This is a genomic window from Clostridium sp. YIM B02506, from assembly GCF_022324845.1.
GTDB classification, from domain to species: Bacteria; Bacillota; Clostridia; order Clostridiales; family Clostridiaceae; genus Clostridium_T; species Clostridium_T intestinale.
In genome coordinates, this window is sequence record NZ_JAKGTG010000005.1 from 95,970 (window position 1) to 115,299 (window position 19,330).

General features: G+C 30.1%; 16 protein-coding genes and 1 riboswitch. Of the genes, 6 read left to right on the forward strand and 10 right to left on the reverse strand.

Annotated features, from left to right (window positions below; genetic code table 11):
- Window positions 1–3: 3 nt before the first annotated feature.
- The 8 genes from thiC to L1S49_RS06160 all read right to left on the reverse strand — a co-directional run bounded on the left by thiC (window position 4) and on the right by L1S49_RS06160 (window position 8,019).
- Window positions 4–1,317 (reverse strand): phosphomethylpyrimidine synthase ThiC, encoded by a 1,314-nt coding sequence (gene thiC / locus L1S49_RS06125; RefSeq protein WP_238903110.1) that lies wholly within the window; start codon window positions 1,315–1,317, stop codon window positions 4–6.
- Between the two features lie 20 nt (window positions 1,318–1,337).
- Complete coding sequence (gene thiH / locus L1S49_RS06130; protein WP_238903111.1) at window positions 1,338–2,456, reverse strand: 2-iminoacetate synthase ThiH; 1,119 nt, start codon at window positions 2,454–2,456, stop codon at window positions 1,338–1,340.
- Window positions 2,449–3,231: a thiazole synthase gene (locus L1S49_RS06135; RefSeq protein ID WP_238903112.1), complete on the reverse strand. Its 783-nt coding sequence runs from the start codon at window positions 3,229–3,231 to the stop codon at window positions 2,449–2,451. Before L1S49_RS06135 ends, thiH begins: the two co-directional genes overlap by 8 nt.
- Before the next feature lie 24 nt (window positions 3,232–3,255).
- Entirely contained in the window at window positions 3,256–3,456 is a 201-nt protein-coding gene (gene thiS / locus L1S49_RS06140) for a sulfur carrier protein ThiS (RefSeq protein WP_238903113.1), read from the reverse strand.
- Between the two features lie 132 nt (window positions 3,457–3,588).
- Window positions 3,589–3,689, reverse strand: a riboswitch (TPP riboswitch).
- Window positions 3,690–3,757: 68 nt separating this feature from the next.
- A complete protein-coding gene (locus L1S49_RS06145) occupies window positions 3,758–4,387 on the reverse strand; it encodes an HD domain-containing protein (protein ID WP_238903115.1) in 630 nt (209 codons plus the stop codon).
- A 127-nt stretch (window positions 4,388–4,514) separates the two neighbouring features.
- Complete coding sequence (locus L1S49_RS06150; protein ID WP_238903117.1) at window positions 4,515–6,071, reverse strand: glycine betaine ABC transporter substrate-binding protein; 1,557 nt, start codon at window positions 6,069–6,071, stop codon at window positions 4,515–4,517.
- A gap of 12 nt (window positions 6,072–6,083) precedes the next feature.
- Complete coding sequence (locus tag L1S49_RS06155) at window positions 6,084–7,190, reverse strand: ABC transporter ATP-binding protein (RefSeq protein ID WP_238903119.1); 1,107 nt, start codon at window positions 7,188–7,190, stop codon at window positions 6,084–6,086.
- A 190-nt stretch (window positions 7,191–7,380) separates the two neighbouring features.
- Entirely contained in the window at window positions 7,381–8,019 is a 639-nt protein-coding gene (locus L1S49_RS06160; RefSeq protein ID WP_238903120.1) for a TrkA C-terminal domain-containing protein, read from the reverse strand.
- A gap of 293 nt (window positions 8,020–8,312) precedes the next feature.
- Between L1S49_RS06160 and L1S49_RS06165 the strand changes: the two genes are divergently transcribed.
- From L1S49_RS06165 to L1S49_RS06185, 5 genes are all read left to right on the forward strand, one after another.
- Window positions 8,313–8,894: an ECF transporter S component gene (locus L1S49_RS06165; RefSeq protein ID WP_238903121.1), complete on the forward strand. Its 582-nt coding sequence runs from the start codon at window positions 8,313–8,315 to the stop codon at window positions 8,892–8,894.
- 68 nt (window positions 8,895–8,962) lie between these two features.
- Window positions 8,963–9,940: a P1 family peptidase gene (locus L1S49_RS06170; RefSeq protein ID WP_238903122.1), complete on the forward strand. Its 978-nt coding sequence runs from the start codon at window positions 8,963–8,965 to the stop codon at window positions 9,938–9,940.
- A gap of 185 nt (window positions 9,941–10,125) precedes the next feature.
- Window positions 10,126–10,317: an alpha/beta-type small acid-soluble spore protein gene (locus L1S49_RS06175; RefSeq protein ID WP_073017941.1), complete on the forward strand. Its 192-nt coding sequence runs from the start codon at window positions 10,126–10,128 to the stop codon at window positions 10,315–10,317.
- Between the two features lie 99 nt (window positions 10,318–10,416).
- Window positions 10,417–12,243: an ATP-binding protein gene (locus L1S49_RS06180; protein ID WP_238903124.1), complete on the forward strand. Its 1,827-nt coding sequence runs from the start codon at window positions 10,417–10,419 to the stop codon at window positions 12,241–12,243.
- Complete coding sequence (locus L1S49_RS06185; RefSeq protein WP_073017945.1) at window positions 12,240–12,818, forward strand: response regulator; 579 nt, start codon at window positions 12,240–12,242, stop codon at window positions 12,816–12,818. The genes L1S49_RS06180 and L1S49_RS06185 overlap by 4 nt, the downstream gene beginning before the upstream one ends.
- A 31-nt stretch (window positions 12,819–12,849) precedes the next feature.
- Here L1S49_RS06185 and clpB read toward each other — a convergent pair whose 3' ends face one another.
- Entirely contained in the window at window positions 12,850–15,447 is a 2,598-nt protein-coding gene (clpB, locus tag L1S49_RS06190) for an ATP-dependent chaperone ClpB (RefSeq protein ID WP_238903125.1), read from the reverse strand.
- Window positions 15,448–15,597: 150 nt separating this feature from the next.
- Between clpB and L1S49_RS06195 the strand changes: the two genes are divergently transcribed.
- Window positions 15,598–17,679, forward strand: a complete 2,082-nt coding sequence (locus L1S49_RS06195) for a helix-turn-helix domain-containing protein (RefSeq protein WP_238903127.1) — start codon at window positions 15,598–15,600, stop codon at window positions 17,677–17,679.
- 422 nt (window positions 17,680–18,101) lie between these two features.
- Here L1S49_RS06195 and L1S49_RS06200 read toward each other — a convergent pair whose 3' ends face one another.
- On the reverse strand, window positions 18,102–19,265 hold the full coding sequence (locus L1S49_RS06200) for a metallophosphoesterase (RefSeq protein ID WP_238903129.1): 1,164 nt from the start codon (window positions 19,263–19,265) through the stop codon (window positions 18,102–18,104).
- Window positions 19,266–19,330 lie beyond the last annotated feature (65 nt).

Genomic DNA, 19,330 nt, shown 5'->3' on the forward strand with positions numbered 1-19,330 from the left:
AATTTAAGCATCTTCTCTCAAAATATTTATATCCTTACCTTCAAGAATTCTTTTCATATTTCTCATAGAACACATTTTCCCACACATTGTACAGGAATCTGAATGTTCTGGCATAGATTCTTCTCTGTATCTTCTAGGCTTTTCTGGCTCTAAAGCTAAATTGAACATCTCTTCCCAATCTATATCAGCTCTTGCCTTACTCATTTTGTTATCCCATTCCCTAGCCCCTTTTATACCTTTTGCAATGTCTGCCGCATGTGCAGCTATTTTTGAAGCTACAATTCCTTCTTTCATATCTTCAAGATTTGGAAGTCTTAGATGTTCTGCTGGAGTTACATAACATAAAAAGTCTGCTCCATAGGTTGCTGCAATAGCTCCTCCTATAGCTGAAGTTATATGATCATATCCTGGCGCTACATCAGTAACCAATGGCCCTAAAACATAAAATGGAGCTCCATGACATAACTTTTTCTGTAGTAGCATGTTAGCTTCAATTTCATTAATAGCCATATGTCCTGGACCTTCTACAATGATTTGTACATTTCTCTCCCAAGCCCTTTTTGTTAATTCTCCTAAAGTTATTAATTCTTTAATTTGAGAAGCATCTGTAGCATCATTTATTGACCCTGGTCTTAATGCATCTCCTAGGGATATGGTCATATCATATTTTTCACATATATCTAATAACCTATCATAATGTTCATAGAAGGGATTTTCTTTATTATTTAGTTCCATCCATGCAAATAATAAAGAACCTCCTCTTGAAACTATATGGGTTAATCTTTTATTCCTCTTAAAAGTATTAGCTGATTCTCTATTTAATCCAGCATGAATTGTAATGAAGTCAACTCCATCCTCTCCATGTTTCTCTACAACTCTAAAAAATTCATCAACTGTTATATCCTTAAGTTCTTTGTCATAAAATCCTACTGCATCATAAATAGGCACTGTCCCTATCATAGCTGGAGACATTTCTACTATTCTTCTTCTAAGCCCCTCTGTTTTTCCATAGTTAGAAAGATCCATTATAGCTTCAGCCTTCATATCAATTGCAATTCTAACCTTTTCTAACTCTTGATCAAAATCACAACAGTCCTTTGATATACCTAAATTAACATTTATCTTAGTTCTAAGTCCTTGTCCTACACCTTCTGGAGATATGTTCTTATGATTTTTATTAGCTGGTATTGCTACCTTACCTTCAGAAACTAATCTTCTTAGCTCCTCAACATTCATTTTCTCTTTTTCCGCTACTATTTCCATCTCTTTTGTTATGATTCCTTTTTTTGCTGCATCCATTTGAGTAGTGTAGTTCATATATACGCCCTCCTAAAAATTTATATAGTTTCCCAATCCTTAAATATTGGTTGATAACCTTTATTTATAAGCATATTTTTTATTTCTAATGCAGATCTTCCATCCGATATCTCAAACTGTTCTTCACCAACTTCTACATCAGAGGAATGTCCTCCAACATGAGTAGAAACGCCTGCTGATATCTTATTAACCCCTAAAGGTATTAAGTGTTCCCTTAGCTCTCCACTTTCTCTTGTGGAAATATTTAAGGAAGCTGTAGGTTTAAATATTCTCATGGCTAATATAGCTTGTACTAAATCCACATCACTTAAAGGAAGAATATCATCATATCCACCAACACAAGGTCTTATCCTAGGAAAGGAATAAGCTATGTCTACCTCTGGATATTTTTTAAGTAAATAATCTCCGTGTAACCCTGTAAAAAATGCTTCTTTTCTAAAGTCCTCTAGTCCAAGTAGTGCACCTATTCCTAAAGTTCTCATTCCAGCTTTTGCCCCTCTTTCTGGAGCATCTATTCTAAAGCTGTAATTGCTTTTAGGTCCTTTTATATGCACCTTTTTATAAATTTCTTTATTATAAACTTCTTGATATACTGTAAGTCCATCTACTCCTGCTTCTACTACTTTTCTGTAACTCTCTTCATTCATTGGATATATTTCTATAGATACAGATGGGAAGTATTTCTTTAAAATCTTTGTAGCCTCTACTATATATTCAGTTGGATTATGGTACTCGCTTTCCCCCGTAAGAATCAATATATGCTTAAACCCTTGACTTGATATAACTTTAGCTTCAACCTCTATTTCTTCCATAGTTAGCTTTCTTCTTTTTATTTTATTTTTAGCACTATAGCCACAGTAAGCACATAAATTAACACAGTAGTTAGCTAAATATAAAGGAGTGTAAAGTAAAACTGCCCCTCCAAAATACTGTTTAGTCAATTTATTAGCTCTTTGAGCTATTTCTTCTAAGACTTCTACAGCCTTAGGTGAAAGAAGATTTAAAAGATCCTTTGGTGATAAATTATCCTTATAAATGCTTTTTCTAACATCTTCTATAGTCACCTTAGAAAAGTATTCATCAAAATCAAAATCTTTATAACTATCTACTACCTCTTCATAGCTACTATAATTATTCATTTCTATCGCCTACCTTTAAAAAACCTGTTAATGGGGATGATGCCTTTGCAAAATCTGCTACATGTCCAGCTCCAGCTAAGTAAGATAATCTTCCTGCTTTAATAGCTAACTTAAAAGCTTCTCCCATAAGTACTGGGTCATCTGATGAAGCTATTCCTGTATTAACTAAACAGGCTGCTGCTCCCATTTCCATTGCTTCTGCTGCATGAGATGGCTTCCCTATACCAGCATCTACTATAATTGGGGCATTTATTTCTTCTATCATTATTTTTATTATTTCTTTTGTTTTAATGCCTCTATTTGATCCTATTGGTGCACCTAGAGGCATTACAGCTGCAGCTCCTGCTTCAATCATCATTTTTCCAAAATATATATCTGGATTCATGTATGGTAAAACTACAAATCCCTCTTTAGCTAAAACTTCTGTAGCCTTTAAGGTTTCAAGGTTATCTGGCATTAAATATTTTGAATCTGATATAACTTCGATTTTTATCCAATTTCCACAGCCCATAGCCTTAGCTATCCTAGCTATTCTTATTGCTTCCTCAGCATTTCTTGCTCCTGAAGTGTTAGGAAGTAATACCATATCTTTAGGAATATGTTCTAGTATGTTTTCCTCTTTGTTATCAAAATCTACCCTTCTTATAGCTAACGTAATAACCTCTGCACCTGATGCTTTAACTACTTCTGGTATTAATTTGTTTGATGAATATTTTCCTGTTCCAATTAATAATCTGCTATCTAATTCTTTACCTGCTATAACTAACTTATCCATTTTAAAACTCCTCATTTAATAATTTTATTTTGAGCCTCCGCCCATAAAACTAATTATTTCTATAGAATCATCTTCATTTAATAATCTGCCTTCAATGTCTTCTCTATTAACTATTTCATAATTAATTTCTACTACAATTCTATTTGGATCTACCTTAAGATCTCTAAGTAAGTCAATTAAACTTCTACGCTCTTTAAGTGCATATTCTTTTCCATTAACCTGCATTTTATCACCTCCTCTAACTTTATTTATATATCTTGAACCTGACCGGTTGACTACTTGACCGGTCAAATTATCATAAAAAAAAGACTTCCCGAAGGAAGCCTAAAGTTTTCTAAAAGTAGATACTATGTGTATACACTTATAAATCTGCTTCCCTACGGTGGTACTAACCACGTCAGGTTCTTAGAGTTAGAATATCAATTCCTCTCAGCCAAAAGGCACCCCTAGCAAAAAATTATTCTATTTTGGTACATTATACATCTTATAACTTTATATGTAAATGCTTGTTTTATAATTTAATATATTAACATAAACTCCACATGTTGTTTAGTTTATCTCTAAATCGGTCTATAGCCTCTTTTGTTTCTTCTCTATCTTTTTTTGATAAGTTTCCTCTACCACATCTATCTGCATAAGATAATAAGGCAATCTCTTCTACAGAAGTTTCTTCAACAAGTTTTCTTGGGTTCCCAAAAGGAAGATTTTTTTCAACATAAAGATAATGCATATGATATTTTACTAACTTACTAACTTTATCTATAAAATCCTGGTCATCCTCAACTTCTCTTAATAATCTTATAACCATCTCTGCACCTACTGTATCATGGTCATAAGACGTCCATCTCCCTTTTCTCTTGACAGTTGTTTTAACCTTGCCTATATCATGTAACAAAGCTCCCCACATAAAGGCTCTTTTATCTGTACTCTTTTCTCTAAGCAGAGCCGCCTCATCTACAACCAGCATAACATGGTTCCACACATTTCCCTCTGGATGATATTTAGGTTCTTGAGGTATATCCATTAGTTCTCGTATTATACTAAATGATGTGTCATCTGTTTCTTTAGATGCAATTAATTCATTAAGCTTATTTGATGGTCTTTCTTCTTCCAAAAGATATTTTTCAATTTTATTAAACACTTCTTTATTGTCCATATTTACCTCTCACTAATTTAATATTCTTTATTCTTATTATTACCTAAGCTCTTTAGCTGTATTCAATGGCTCAAAAAGCAAAAAAAAGTTGCAGAACTATTATATAACTAGTTCTACAACTTTTCATCTAAATTAAATTATTTTCTTTTAAGAACTCTCTTGCAACTGCATCTGGATCCATATTCTCTTCATCAACTTTATAATTTAAACTTCTCATTTTTTCCTCTGTTAACACCCCTGCTAACTTATTTATTAATGGTTTTAGCTCTGGGTATTTTTCTAAAGTATCTTCTCTTACAACTGGAACTGCATCATATGGTGGGAAAAAGTGTTTATCATCTTCTAAAACTTTTAACTTAAAGCCTTCCAGTAATCCATCAGTTGAGAAAGCATCTATTACGTCTGATTCATTTGATTGTATAGAGGTATATCTTAAACCTCCATCTATTCCCTTTGTATCTTTAAAGTTCATGTTATATGTCTTTTGAAGTCCTAAATAACCATCTTCTCTATTTAAGAATTCCATAGTTGAACCTAACCTAAGTTCACCACTTACTTTAGCTAAATCAGAGAAGGAATTAAGATTATATTTGTCTGCTGTTTCTTGTTTAACTGCAAGTGTATAAGTATTATTAAAACCTAATGGTTCAAGCCAAGTTGACCCATAGTTCTTCTCAAATTCATCTTTAACTGTATTATAAGCTATATCCTTATCGCTTGTACTTTCCATCCCAAGTATATTAACTAAGGCTGTTCCTGTATATTCTACATACATATCAATTCCACCAGCTTTTAAGGCATTAAATGCTATAGATGAACCTCCTAAATTCATTTTTCTTTCTACTTCTATATCTGTATTTTCTTCAATAAGAGTTGCTACCATGTTACCTAATATTAACTGCTCATTAAAGTTTTTAGAACCTATTACAATTTTATCTTTATTTACAAACATTGTTTTTGAAAAATTAAATAATATAACTAAAGTCAATACTCCGCATGTAACAGCCAATATTCTTTTAGTTAGCTTTCTATTTTTAATAGTATTATCTACAGCTATTCCTTCTGGAGTAACAACATCTTCTATCTTACCTATTAAGAAATCTATGACTAAAGCAAGTATACAGGCTGGAATTGCACCTGCTAAAATCATATTTGAATTAACAGTTTGTACACCTGAAAATACTAGGTATCCAAGACCTCCACCTCCAACAAAGGCTGCTATAGTCATTAAACCTACAGCTGTAACTGCTGATATTCTAATACCTGCCATTATTAAGGGAAGTGATAGTGGTAATTCAACCTTTAATAACATTTCTGTTTTGGTCATTCCCATTGCTCTTGCAGCTTCCATAGTATCTTTGTTTAAGTTATTTATTGCTGCATAGGTGTTTTTAAGTATAGGTAAAAGTGAATATAGTAGTACCATTAATATAGCAGGCTTAGATCCAATCCCAAGTATAGGAATTAAAAATCCTAATAGTGCTAAGCTTGGTACTGCTTGAACTAAATTAGCAAATCCAATTATAGGCTTTGCCAAAGAACGCTTTCTAGTTATAAATATTCCTAATGGTACACCTATTATTATAGCTAAAAGAACTGCTATAAAAGTAAGCTGTATATGCTCAATTACTAAACTTATAATTTGATCTTTTCTACTTATTACAAAATCTATAAATGCCTTCATAAGATATTCCCCCTACTCTAAATATTGATTCGATAGTACTGATACCAATGTTGATTTGGTTATTAATCCTAATAACTTTTTATTTTCAACTACTGGTACATACCCAATAGATTTTTCATTCATAGTTTCTAATATCTCTATTATTGAGGCATCCTTAGATACTGATATTATATCCTTTTCCATAACTTCTTCCACAAATTCTTTATCTTGATTTATTCTTATGGATTTCATGGTTATTATACCTTCAAGCTCTCTCTCTTTATTTACTAGTAGTAGAGAATCTACTTTTTTACCTCTCATTAACTCAAGCGCTTGGAATAGAGTTCTTGCTTTATTAGATACTACAGGCTCTTCTATCATTATATCTGTAGCCTTTATCATCTCAGGATTGTTCCAAATTCTGCTTTTTCCTATAAACTCTTCTACAAATCCTTCTGCTGGATTTTTAATAATATTTTCTGGTTTATCTAACTGCAGTATGTCTCCATCCTTCATTATGCAGATTCTGTCTCCTATTTTTATTGCCTCATCCATATCATGAGTAACAAACACTATTGTCTTTTTAAACTCTTGTTGTATATTAAAAAGCTCTTCCTGTAATTGTGCTCTTGTAATAGGGTCAAGTGCACTAAATGGTTCGTCCATAAGTATTACTTCTGGATTTGTTGCAAAGGCTCTTGCTACTCCTACCCTTTGCTGCTGACCACCACTTAAATCTCTTGGATATCTATCTATATATTTTTCTGGCTCTAGTCCTACCATATTTAATAGCTCTTCAGTTCTAGCTTTTATTTTCTCTTCATCCCATTTTAATAACTTTGGAACTAAAGCTATATTTTCACCTACTGTCATATGAGGAAATAATCCAGTTTGCTGTATTACGTACCCCATATTCCTTCTTAAAGCTATGGTATCTATATCCTTAATTGCTGTATTATTTAGCAATATTTCTCCTTCAGATGTTGGTATTAATTTATTAATCATCTTTAATAAAGTTGTTTTTCCACATCCACTAGGACCAATTAGCACCATCAACTCGCCTGTGTTTATGGTTAGATCTATATTCTTTAGTACTTTTGTTTTCCCGTAGCTTTTGGAAACATTTTTAAATTCTAGCATATATTCTTCCCCCTTTTAAACTGACAACTTTTTTATAAATGTAAGTTGTCTCCAACTAGCAACTCTATGATATCATAAAGTTGTTTCTTTTGCAAATCACTATATCTCCTTTTCAAATGTAAAAAGCTGTTAAATTTTATTTTTTCAATAAAATCTAACAGCTTTTTTGCCTTACATCACTATGTTATTTTTACTCATACAGGAATTCATTTACCTTTTCAAAAACATCATCTTTTCCTATTACTACTATAATATCCCCTTCTATAAAAGTGTAATTTGGACCAGGAGATACTATTATTTCTTTATTTCTTCTATAGGCTACTATTGTTGCCCCAGTATTTTGCCAAAACCTACTATCATTAACACTTTTTTCTAAAAATTTACATGTATTCTTTATAGGTATCTCAATAAGCAAAAATGGAGATATACTTTTAAATCTTTCTAAATAGTCATATATTTCATTCAAGTTTTCTTCTAATCTTCTATCTAAGTCATTTCTTGTATTTATTATTTCTACTATATCTTCTCTTATTGATGATATGTACTTTCTATCTTGGTTTGAAGAAATAAACCTTTCTGCATTTGTAACTGATAATATTTGAATTCCGCTTCCTGGGTTAGCTTTAACTACTTCCATACCTTCTAAAAGGGCTATTGCTCTTCTGATTGTTTCTGGAGATACATTGTATAGTCCAGCTAAAGTAGAACGCCCACTAATTTTCTTATCTGTTTGGATTTCTCCCTTTACTATTTTACTTGCAATGTCTAAGGCTATTTTTTTATATATTGGAACTAATTCTTCTTTCATCTTTTCACCTACTAAAATCATTCATCTTAAATATTTTATTCCAACCTTATGTAAAAAGCAATTACTTAACTAGGATATTTTATAATATTTAAATTTTCAGAATATATATTCTTTATTGCTTCTACATCTCTTATTTACTAGGTTTCAGCAGAAAAATAATAACTTAGATAAATTTTTAACAATTTTTCTCTTGAACTTCTGAATAAAGATGATAAAATTTAATTGTCGGTATTCATTTTGAAACTGAACTAAATTTATTTCAATTCCTTTAACCGAATTATATCTATAAAAGGAATAAGAACGGAGGTTTATCAATGGAAAGAGGAAAAACTACTACTATGAATGTAAGAAAGCTTGTAGTAACAGGAATGCTAACAGGCATTACTATCTTTATGGGACTTACAGGACTTGGCTTTATAGCTATTCCACCTGTAAAAGCAACTATCATGCACATACCAGTAATAATAGGTGCAATTATTGAAGGACCACTTGTTGGCGCTGCTGTCGGACTATGTTTTGGATTATTTTCTATGTATCAAGCTTTTGCAAATCCACTTCCAACATCATTTTTATTTTGGAATCCTATTATTGCAATAGTACCTAGAGTATTAATTGGCTTAGTTGCTTATTATGTATATACTTTAGTTAAAAAGAAATTCCCTAAGCTTAGTATAGGTGTTGCCGCTTTAGCTGGAACTTTAACTAACACTATCTTAGTTTTAGGACTAGCCTATATATTGTATGCAGCAAAGTTTGCTGAGGCAGTTGGTATAAATCCTGATACAGTTGGAAAAGTATTATTAACTACAGGAGTTATTAATGGTATTCCAGAAGCTATAATTTCTGCATTAATCGCTATCCCTGTAATAACTACCTTAAAAAAAATTAGAATGTAAACTTAATATAAAATTTATGGCATCCAAGGTTATGTATACTTGGATGCCTTTGTAATAAGGAGATTTATATGTTTGAAATTAAATTTAATGATATAGATGGTATTAAATTAGGTCACGCTCACAATAAAGATGCTGCTACTGGTTGTTCAGTAATTATATGTCCTGAAGGTGCTTCTGGTGGTGTAGATGTACGTGGAGGCTCGCCTGGAACTAGAGAAACTGATCTTTTGAATCCTGTTGAATTTGTAGATAAGGTTCATGGGGTTGTCTTATCTGGAGGCAGTGCTTTTGGTTTAGATGCTTCTGCTGGTGTGATGAAATATTTAGAGGAGAATAATATTGGGTTTGATGTAGGTGTTACAAAAGTTCCAATAGTCTGCAGCGCTGTACTTTTTGATTTAGTTATAGGTGATTCTAGTATTCGCCCTGACAAAACTATGGGATATGAGGCTTGTATAAACTCTGAACAAAATCTTGATGATATAAATGGTAATATAGGTGCCGGTATGGGTGCTACTGTAGGTAAGATTAAAGGACCTTCATTTTCTATGAAAGGTGGTCTTGGAACCTATGCTCTTCAAGTTGGAGAGCTTCAAGTAGGAGCAATGGTCGCAGTTAATGCTTTAGGTGATATTTTAGATAACGAAAAAAACTCCTTTATAGCAGGGGTTTTAGCTGATGATAAATTAAGTTTAGACAATACAGAGAATATTATGATTTCACAATATGATAATCAAAAAAATGTTTTTTCAGGTAACACTACTATTGGAGCTATAGTTACAAATGCTAAATTAAATAAAGCTCAAGCTAATAAAATAGCTACAATGGCTCAAAATGGTTTTGGTAGAGCTATAAGACCAGCTCACACCATGTTTGATGGTGATACAATCTTCTCTTTATGCACAAATAAGATTGAAGCTGATATTAATGTTGTAGGTTTACTTGCTGCAAAAGTTATGGAAAAAGCTATAGTCAGAGCTATAAAAGAAGCTGATACACTACACGGAATAGCTTCCTTTAAAGATTTAAAAACAAAAAATTATTAATAGAAATTATTAATTAAAAAGAACTTTCCAGTTTTTTGGGTATACATGTACACTTTTCCTCCATTGCCTTTAGTTATATAGATTATTTATTTAATCTGTGCACACAATAATAGTGCAAAGCAAATAAAGCTTAGCAAAAACAAAAAAATTATAAATCCTATAAAGGATAAAAGGAGGAAACTATTATGGCAAGAAACAATAAAACTTTAATACCAGAGGCAAGAAACGGACTTTCTAAGTTCAAAAATGAGGTAGCAAGTGAATTAGGTGTTCAATTAAAAGACTACAACGGAGACTTAACTTCAAAACAAGCCGGATCAATCGGTGGAGAAATGGTTAAGAGAATGGTTGAACAATACGAAAAATCAATCCAATAATAAATTTTAAGGTGTTTTCCAATTGGAAAACACCTTTTTTATTTTATCTTTCTATCTTATAATAGTATAGAAATAATCTTTCCTTAAGGAGCTGTTATATTGAAGAAAAATTTAAAATATAAATTTAAAATTCTCTTATTTTCATTAATTGCAATAAATGGATTAATGATTTTTCTATCTATATTTAAATTATTTAATATAAGAAAATCTGTGGACGAACTTATGACTTATAACTTTGAAAGCATAATTGCTATAAACGATATGATAAACTATAGTGAAAAACAAAATATAGCTTTATTAAATTACATAGCTACTCAAAATCCTTCTTACAAAATGGATTTTTATAATATGGAGGATTCTTTTATTAATAGCTACGAATTTCAAATAAGTAGAGCAAAAGAAACTGGAGAGCCAGAAATAACAAAAGAAATATATAATAGTTATAGAATTTATTTAAATTCATGTGATGATATTTTCTCTAAAGAAACTTCTGAAATCGTTAGTGTACATTTAACAGATTATTATGATAAAATACAAGTTAATTACATAAAGTTAAAAGATCATTTAAAAGATTTATATGATATAAATAAAAACGCTCTCACTATTAAAATGACTCATGCACAAGAAGAAATTCGTTTGTCATTTAATTTATTACTTTTTATATGTTTATTTACAGTTGTTTTTAGTCTAATAGTATCAAACAGATATTTAAATAAGCTTTTACTTCCTTTATCCACTTTGCATAAAGCTATAAAGAGTTTTAAAGATGGTAACTTTTCCTTTGAATCACAAGTATATTCAGAAGATGAAATAGGTGAATTATATAAGGAGTTCAAAAATATGTCCGATAAAATAGTTGAATTTAAAAATTCAACCTTAGGTCAGTTAGTTGAAGAGAAAAACAAATCTCTTTCAATTGTTAAAAGTATATCAAACCCTTTAATAGTATTAGATAGTAATTTTAAATGTATTTTAGTAAATAACTCATGTGAAAATTATTTCAATATTGAGGAACAAAATATACTTGGAGAGCACATTTTAAATTTTATCCCTAATAAGGATTTATATGATTTTATATATGAATCAAAAAAAGAAAGGGTTCAAGGAAAAACTAAGATCATGAGTTTTGATGAAGAAAAATATGTCTTTAACATATCAATATCTACAATTATAAGCATGAATTCTGATTTAAACGGAATCATTATATATTTTCAAGATATAACTAAAATCAAAAAACTTGACCATGTTAAATTTGATTTTATAAGCACTTTATCTCATGAACTTAAAACACCGCTTACTTCTATTATGATGGGAGCTTCCATGTTAGAAGAAGACAGTATCATAAAAAACGAAGAAGAAAGTGGAAAAATAATTGAAACACTTCAAGAAGACTCGCAGAAACTTTTAGATATGATTGATAATCTTCTAAGATTAACTGAACTTGAAAATGAACAAAATTACTTAAACTTAGAAGCAACCGACATATCTGAAATAATAAATAATTCTATAAGAAACTTTATAACTATTGCACTTTCAAAAAATATAAAGATAGTTTTTGAAAAAGATAAAAATATTCCTCTATTAAATATTGATAGGGAAAAGTTCTTTTGGGTTATAAATAACTTACTTTCCAATGCCATTAAATATTCTCTTCAATATGGAGAGATTATTATAAAATTAAAATATAGAAAAAAAGTTGTAATTCTTACAATAAAGGACTTTGGTATAGGAATTAGTCCTGAAAGTATACCAAAAATATTTGATAAATTTTATAGAGAAAATGAACTTTCTAATGGAACGGGTCTAGGTCTCCCATTATCCAAACAAATAATTGAATTACATAACGGAACTATCACATGTGAAAGTAAACTAGGAGAAGGTAGTATATTTGAGGTAAACATACCAATTACAGGAGGAAATTTATGAAAAAGATTTTAGTAGTAGATGATACAAAAAATATTAGAGAAATGTTAAAAACATTTTTGGAGATGGAGGGTTTTACTGTTTTTGAGGCAAAAAATGCTGAAGAAGCTTTAAATATATTTAACACTGAAAATATAGATTTAATATTTACAGATATAAAACTTCCAAATGTTTCAGGAACAGAGTTATTAAAGCAAATAAAGAAAAATAATCGCTTTGTGACAATTATAGTTATGACTGCCTTTGGAACTATAAAAAACGCTGTAGAATGTACTAAGTACGGTGCTGCTGCTTACTTACAAAAACCATTTACGACTAAAAGAGTCAAGGCGGTTTTAGAGGAAGTATTAAGAAAAGATACATTAAAAAAAGATTTAAATTCTTATATAACTTTGGCTAAAAAACTCATAGAAGAAGAGGATTACCCAAAAGCTGAAGAAGTTTTAAATAAAGCGCTAACTATAGATAATCAAAATTGGGAAATATATCATCTGATTGGGAGAATATCTGAACTTCAAGAAAATGAGGAAAAAGCAAAAAAATTCTATTATATGTCTGACATACTTAAACAGGGTTAATTATTTTAATAAAATAATTAACCCTGTTTCTTTAAACTACTGTGAACTTTAAATTATCATCTTCTCCATCAATAACAACCTTAACGCCGTCATATACTTCCCCGCTTATTATCTTTCTAGCTAAATTCGTTTCAAGAGTGTTTTCTATATATCTTTTTAGAGGTCTAGCACCATATATAGGATCATATCCTTCATTAGCTATAATTTCTTTTCCTTTATCAGTTATTTCTAGGTGTATATTTCTTTCTGTTAACTTATTTCTAACCTTTTCTAAGAAGATATCTATTATATGCTTTATGCTATCTGATGATAATGGATTAAAGGTTATTATATCATCAACTCTATTTAAAAACTCTGGTTTAAACCTAGCTTTCATTTCCATCATAACTTTCTCTTTTGCTTCTTTAGTTACAATGTTCTCTCCATTTTCAAGTATATAAGAACTTCCTATATTAGATGTCATTATTATTATGGTGTTTTTAAAATCTACAGTTTTTCCTTTATTATCTGTAAGTCTTCCATCATCTAGAATTTGAAGAAATATATTAAATACCTCCTCATGGGCCTTTTCTATTTCATCAAATAATATAACTGAATAAGGTTTTCTTCTTACAGCTTCTGTTAATTGTCCCCCTTCATCATAACCTACATATCCTGGAGGGGCTCCTATTAATCTAGATACTGAATACTTCTCCATATACTCTGACATATCTATTCTTATTATATTCTCCTCAGAATCAAATAAAGTTCTTGCTAATGTTTTAGCTAGCTCAGTTTTACCTACTCCTGTTGGTCCTAAAAATATAAATGAACCTATTGGCTTATTTTCATCTTTTAAACCAGCCCTTGCCCTTATTACGGCATTTGTAACTGATTTTATTGCTTCTTCTTGACCTACTACTCTAGTTCCAAGCTCCTCTTCAAGTCTCAACAGTTTTTGTTTTTCCCCTTCAACTAATCTAGTTACAGGTATTCCAGTCCACTTCGAAACAATATCTGAAATCTCATTTTCAGTAACCTCTTCTTTTAATAAGGCTCCCTTATAGTTTTCTTTCATCTGAGCTTCTTTTTCTTCTATTCTCTTTTCAAGATTTGGAACTAATCCATATCTTAATTCTGCTACCTTATTTAAATCATATTCTCTTTCATATTTTTCAATTTTTCCTCTTACATCCTCAAGTTCTTTCTTTAAGTTTCTTATTTCAGTAATATGATCTTTTTCTTTTTCATATTTAGCAGTCATTTCGTCATTTTTACTTTTTAATTCCTTAAGCTCATCCTCTATAGATTTTGCCCTAGCTTGTGATGCAGCATCTTTTTCTCTACCTAAGGCCTCTTTTTCTGTTTCTAATAAAAATATCTTTCTTCTTATCATATCTAGTTCTGTTGGCAGAGAATCTATTTCACTTCTTATCATAGCTCCAGCTTCATCTATTAAGTCAATTGCTTTGTCTGGAAGAAATCTATCTTGGATATATCTATGAGATAGCTTAGTTGCTGCAACTATAGCTGAATCATGTATTCTAATTCCATGATGTATTTCAAATCTTTCCTTTAATCCTCTAAGAATTGAAATAGTATCTTCAACTGTAGGTTCATCAATAATTACAGGTTGGAATCTTCTCTCTAAGGCCTTATCTTTTTCAATATACTGTCTATATTCATCAAAAGTAGTGGCTCCAATACAATGAAGCTCTCCTCTTGCTAATAAAGGCTTAATCAAGTTCCCAGCATCCATAGCCCCTTCTGTTTTACCTGCACCTACAATAGTATGAATTTCATCTATAAATAATATTATTCTTCCTTCAGAAGTTTGAACCTCTTTTAGAACAGCTTTTAGTCTTTCTTCAAATTCACCTCTGTACTTTGCTCCAGCAATTAATGCACCCATATCTAGAGAGAATATTATTTTATCTTTTAATCCTTCTGGAACATCTCCTTTAACGATTCTGTCTGCTAATCCTTCTACTATGGCAGTTTTACCTACACCTGGTTCACCTATAAGTACAGGATTATTTTTTGTTCTTCTAGATAAAATCCTTACTGTTCTTCTTATTTCTTCATCTCTTCCTATTACAGGATCTAACTTATGTTTTTTAGCTAAGTCTACTAAATTAGTTCCATATTTTGATAAGGCATCATAAGTTCCCTCTGGATCTTGTGATTCCACCCTTTGGCTTCCTCGTATTTCTTTTAATACCTTTAAAAAACTATTTTTATCTATATTAAAATTCTTAAGAATTTCTCCTATTTGCCCTTTAGCTTCTATCTGCATAATACCCAGCATAACATGTTCAACACTTATATAAGAATCCTTAAATTCATCAGCATATTCTTCTGCTTTAATAAGAACCTCTTCTATTTTTCTTGTTGCATATACTCCTGAAGTAGACGCTCCACTACCTAAAACTTTAGGCATTTTATCTATTACTTTTTCTAATTCATTTCTCAATAAATTGATATTTACATTCATTTTTTCTAATAAGTTAGGAACTAATCCATCATTGTCATTTACAAGCGCATAAAATAGATGAATAACATCTAAATTTTGATGATTAAATTTAACAGCAGCTACATGGGCATCATTTAAGCTTTGCTGCACTCTTTTAGTCATTTTATCAATATTCATATAACCACCTCTTAGCTTTTTTCTTATTTTTTACTCTACTAAAATAATAATACAAAGGTCAAAGAAAGTCAAAGTGTATTTTTTCTTTTTATTATAATATATATTATATGATATAATATATATTAGGAGATATGAGAATGAGGTGAGATTTTGAGAAGAGAACACATTAGTTATCCCTTAGATATGCCAGTTTCTATTTCCTACAGTTCCATTAAGGAATATCCTATCCACTGGCATAATGCTATAGAGATAATATTTGTACTTAAAGGTACAGTAAACATTACTATAGATTCAGATACCTATGAAATTGAAGAAAAAGAACTTGAGATAATAAATATAGATGAAGCACATAGAATTTATTCTGATGATCCAGATAACAGGGTTCTTATGTTTCATATTGACCCTAGCTTTTTTGAAAAATACTATAGCGATATAGAAAACATGTTTTTCTATGTAAATACATCTGATGAAGGTGCCCAAGAAAGTGAAGAATACGATGATTTTAGAATATTTTTATCAATAATTCTTTGCGAGGCAATTCAAAAAAGAGAAGATTATGATGAGGAAATTGAAGATAATTTAATCGATTTGTTGTATCACTTAATTAATAACTTCCATTATTTAATATATGAAAAGGAAGAGCTTAGGGAAAATGAAGAACAATTAGAGCGTTATCACAGAATAGCAAAATATATCTTTAATAACTATAACAACAAGATAAGTCTTCAGGAAATTGCTAAAAAGGAATTTTTAAGTGCAGATTATCTCTCTCATGAGATAAAAAATGCTACTGGTTATAGTTTTACGGATCTTCTTAATCTTACAAGGGTAGAAGAATCAATAAAATTACTTTTGGATAGCGATTTAAGTATTTCTGAAATATCAGATGAGGTTGGTTTTTCTCATGCTAGATATTATAATAAAAACTTTAAATTTTACTATAAACTAACTCCTCTTCAATACAGAAAGAGATTTAAGTTAGATGAAAAAGCTTATGAAAAAGCTAAAAAAGTTACCCAATTAGAAATTAATGATTCTTTAAAATATCTATACCCTTACTTAGAGGATTACGACAGATTTAATTATGAAAATAAAATTCATAAAATCAATATAAATATGGATGAGGAGTCTTCTGAATGGACTCATAGGTTTAAAGAAGTAATAAACGTTGGAGATGCTTTTGATTTACTTATAGAAGAAAATAAGGATAATTTAGAAGAACTTCAAGAAGAAATCTCTTTTGAGTATGGAAGAATATTTAATTTGTTTGATAGAGACATGGGTATTTTCCCTGGCAGTCAATTTTACAACTGGAATAAGACTAAAACAGTTTTAGAATTTATGCAGTATATAGAACTTAAAGCACTTATACTTATAGATCAAGGGGATTTATCGCAAGAAGAGTTTATAAATGCTTTAAAAAGTTATATAGAATATTTCTCTGAAATCGAAACTGTAGATTTTTTTAATACTAAATATCAGTTTAAAAATTCTCTTGATAAAGCATTCAAAGCTTCTATAATTGAGATTTTAGAAGATGCTGGTTTAGATTATTTTAGTGATGATTATGAAGGCAATCATTTAGAAATAAATAAAATATATGATACAGCTTATATGATACCTTACATTATTCATCAAGTGATAAACTACAAAACTCCGCTGAACTTTATAAGGGCTTTTGATGTTTTAGAGAAAGAAGTTATGCTTACAAACGAAGTGTTTTTTGGCTCTTCTGGTTTAGTTAATGATATGGGAATAAAAAAGCCTTCTTATTACGCCTTTTATCTTCTAAGTAAACTTGGAGATGTTTTAGTTCAAAAAGGTGATGGTTATATAGTTACTAGAAGCGATGATGAATTCCAAATATTATTATATAACTATGGAGAAGAACTTGATTATTTAATAAGTTCTGAAACTCTAGAAAAAAGAAGAGGAATAAAAAATACTACTGAAAAAAAGATTTCTTTAAATATAGTTAATATAAATAGTGCTAACCAAGTTACCACTTATATGATTAATGAAAAAATAGGTTCTTCTTATAACTATTGGCTTGGTATGGGAAAACCAAATAGATTAAATAAGGAAGAACGTGAGATACTTCACAAAGCATCCTTCCCAGGTATAAATTTTATATATAACAATAAAAGTACAATCCTAAATCTATTACCGAAACTAAAAGGTTATGGAGCTCAACTTATTTTAATAAAAAAAGTACAGAAACACCTTAAATAAGGTGTTTTTTTGTTTTTTTATTAATTATAAATAAGTTAAAACCTCTTAATTGTACCTATAATTCATCATAACTATCAATGATTTTTATAATGATTAGAAATATAATAGATACAAGAAGTAAGAAAGTGAGTGTGGATTTATGAAAACACTAAAAAACATGTTTAAATCAGTTAAATTAAGTTCATTTAGTCCTAAGTTAAGTTTATTCCAATTAACCTTTGACTTAATTAGCAAAAGATATTAATTAAACTTAAATTATATATTTTATAAAAAAGCTTTAGCCACTTAATGCAGCTAAAGCTTTTTTTATCTGATGTCTAGCCACTGTACCACTCCCACACGCTGTGTGAATGGGAGTTAGCAGTGGCACGACCCTAGATAAGTTCAACTAAGATTCAGATGGAGATCAAACCCCACCTGAATCAAGTTTCACTTGATTTAAATTCAAGTATTATATTTACTAATTCAGATCTACTTCCAATCCTTATTGGTGGCCCCCAAGTTCCAAATCCTGATGAAACTATAACATTTAAATTTTCTTTTTTAAGATATCCCCAGTCTATTTCAAATAATCTTTTAGTTATTAGATTACTAGGAGATAACTGTCCTCTATGAGTATGTCCTGATACTTGCAAATCTACCCCTGCATCTACAGCCTCTTGAAGATACTTCGGCTGATGATCCATAACTATTATAGGTAAGTCTTTATTGATGTTTTTTGTTATGTCACTTAAATCTTTTCTCTTTGTTTCCTGATAACTTCCTCCAGAAACATCATCTCTTCCAACAACATAAAAACTTCCCTTAATCTCTGAATAATCATCTCTAAGAACTTTAACATTATTCTCTTCTAAAATTTTTACAAACTCATCAACTTTTCCACTTATATATTCGTGATTACCAGTTACAGCATAAATGCCTAATGGAGCTTCAATTTGTTTAAAATATTCTCCAACATTTCCTTCTATAAAGGGCTCTACCCTGTCATCTATAATATCTCCAGCTAATAAAACAATATCTGGCTTAACTGAATTAGTTAATTCAACTAACTTCTCCATTCTATTTCTATAACCTACACTTCCTATATGTATATCTGAAGCCATTATTATATTTAACTTTTTCATATCTCCTGCAGTTTTATCAACACTTAAGGTATATTTATTTATTACTGTACTTGATCCACTCCAAGTTCCATATATAAGTACAAAGGCTAATATACAAACTATTACTATCCCCATATAGGTTTTAAAGGTATCATTTACTCCTAAAATATTAAATTTCCAATTAACCAACCTAAATAAATCTACTATTACAATTATTATAATTGAATATAAAAGTACAGCCATATAATAGGAACCTAAATAATTAAACACCCCTGAAATCTTATTAGGCATATATCTCTCTAAAAGCTTACTAACAATGTAACTAAAAGCAAATAAGTAAAATATAACCCAATATATTACCCTATTAATGTCTTTATTAAAAATCCCTACTAATTCTAAACCTCTTATTCCTATGTAATAGTTCAGTAATGTATACACAATAAGCATTGCTGCCACAACTAAAAACATCATCTTTTTATTCAAATTCCTTCCTCTTCTCTATAACGTTTATATTTTAATACTTGCCCAAAAGGGAGCTAATCAGTACA

What these genes read in the sequence shown, in the direction of transcription:
- thiC (WP_238903110.1), bottom strand. Translation starts at nt 1,317, where the DNA reads ATGAACTACACTACTCAAATGGATGCAGCAAAAAAAGGAATCATAACA.
- thiH (WP_238903111.1), bottom strand. Translation starts at nt 2,456, where the DNA reads ATGAATAATTATAGTAGCTATGAAGAGGTAGTAGATAGTTATAAAGAT.
- L1S49_RS06135 (WP_238903112.1), bottom strand. Translation starts at nt 3,231, where the DNA reads ATGGATAAGTTAGTTATAGCAGGTAAAGAATTAGATAGCAGATTATTA.
- thiS (WP_238903113.1), bottom strand. Translation starts at nt 3,456, where the DNA reads ATGCAGGTTAATGGAAAAGAATATGCACTTAAAGAGCGTAGAAGTTTA.
- L1S49_RS06145 (WP_238903115.1), bottom strand. Translation starts at nt 4,387, where the DNA reads ATGGACAATAAAGAAGTGTTTAATAAAATTGAAAAATATCTTTTGGAA.
- L1S49_RS06150 (WP_238903117.1), bottom strand. Translation starts at nt 6,071, where the DNA reads ATGAAGGCATTTATAGATTTTGTAATAAGTAGAAAAGATCAAATTATA.
- L1S49_RS06155 (WP_238903119.1), bottom strand. Translation starts at nt 7,190, where the DNA reads ATGCTAGAATTTAAAAATGTTTCCAAAAGCTACGGGAAAACAAAAGTA.
- L1S49_RS06160 (WP_238903120.1), bottom strand. Translation starts at nt 8,019, where the DNA reads ATGATTTTAGTAGGTGAAAAGATGAAAGAAGAATTAGTTCCAATATAT.
- L1S49_RS06165 (WP_238903121.1), top strand. Translation starts at nt 8,313, where the DNA reads ATGGAAAGAGGAAAAACTACTACTATGAATGTAAGAAAGCTTGTAGTA.
- L1S49_RS06170 (WP_238903122.1), top strand. Translation starts at nt 8,963, where the DNA reads ATGTTTGAAATTAAATTTAATGATATAGATGGTATTAAATTAGGTCAC.
- L1S49_RS06175 (WP_073017941.1), top strand. Translation starts at nt 10,126, where the DNA reads ATGGCAAGAAACAATAAAACTTTAATACCAGAGGCAAGAAACGGACTT.
- L1S49_RS06185 (WP_073017945.1), top strand. Translation starts at nt 12,240, where the DNA reads ATGAAAAAGATTTTAGTAGTAGATGATACAAAAAATATTAGAGAAATG.
- clpB (WP_238903125.1), bottom strand. Translation starts at nt 15,447, where the DNA reads ATGAATATTGATAAAATGACTAAAAGAGTGCAGCAAAGCTTAAATGAT.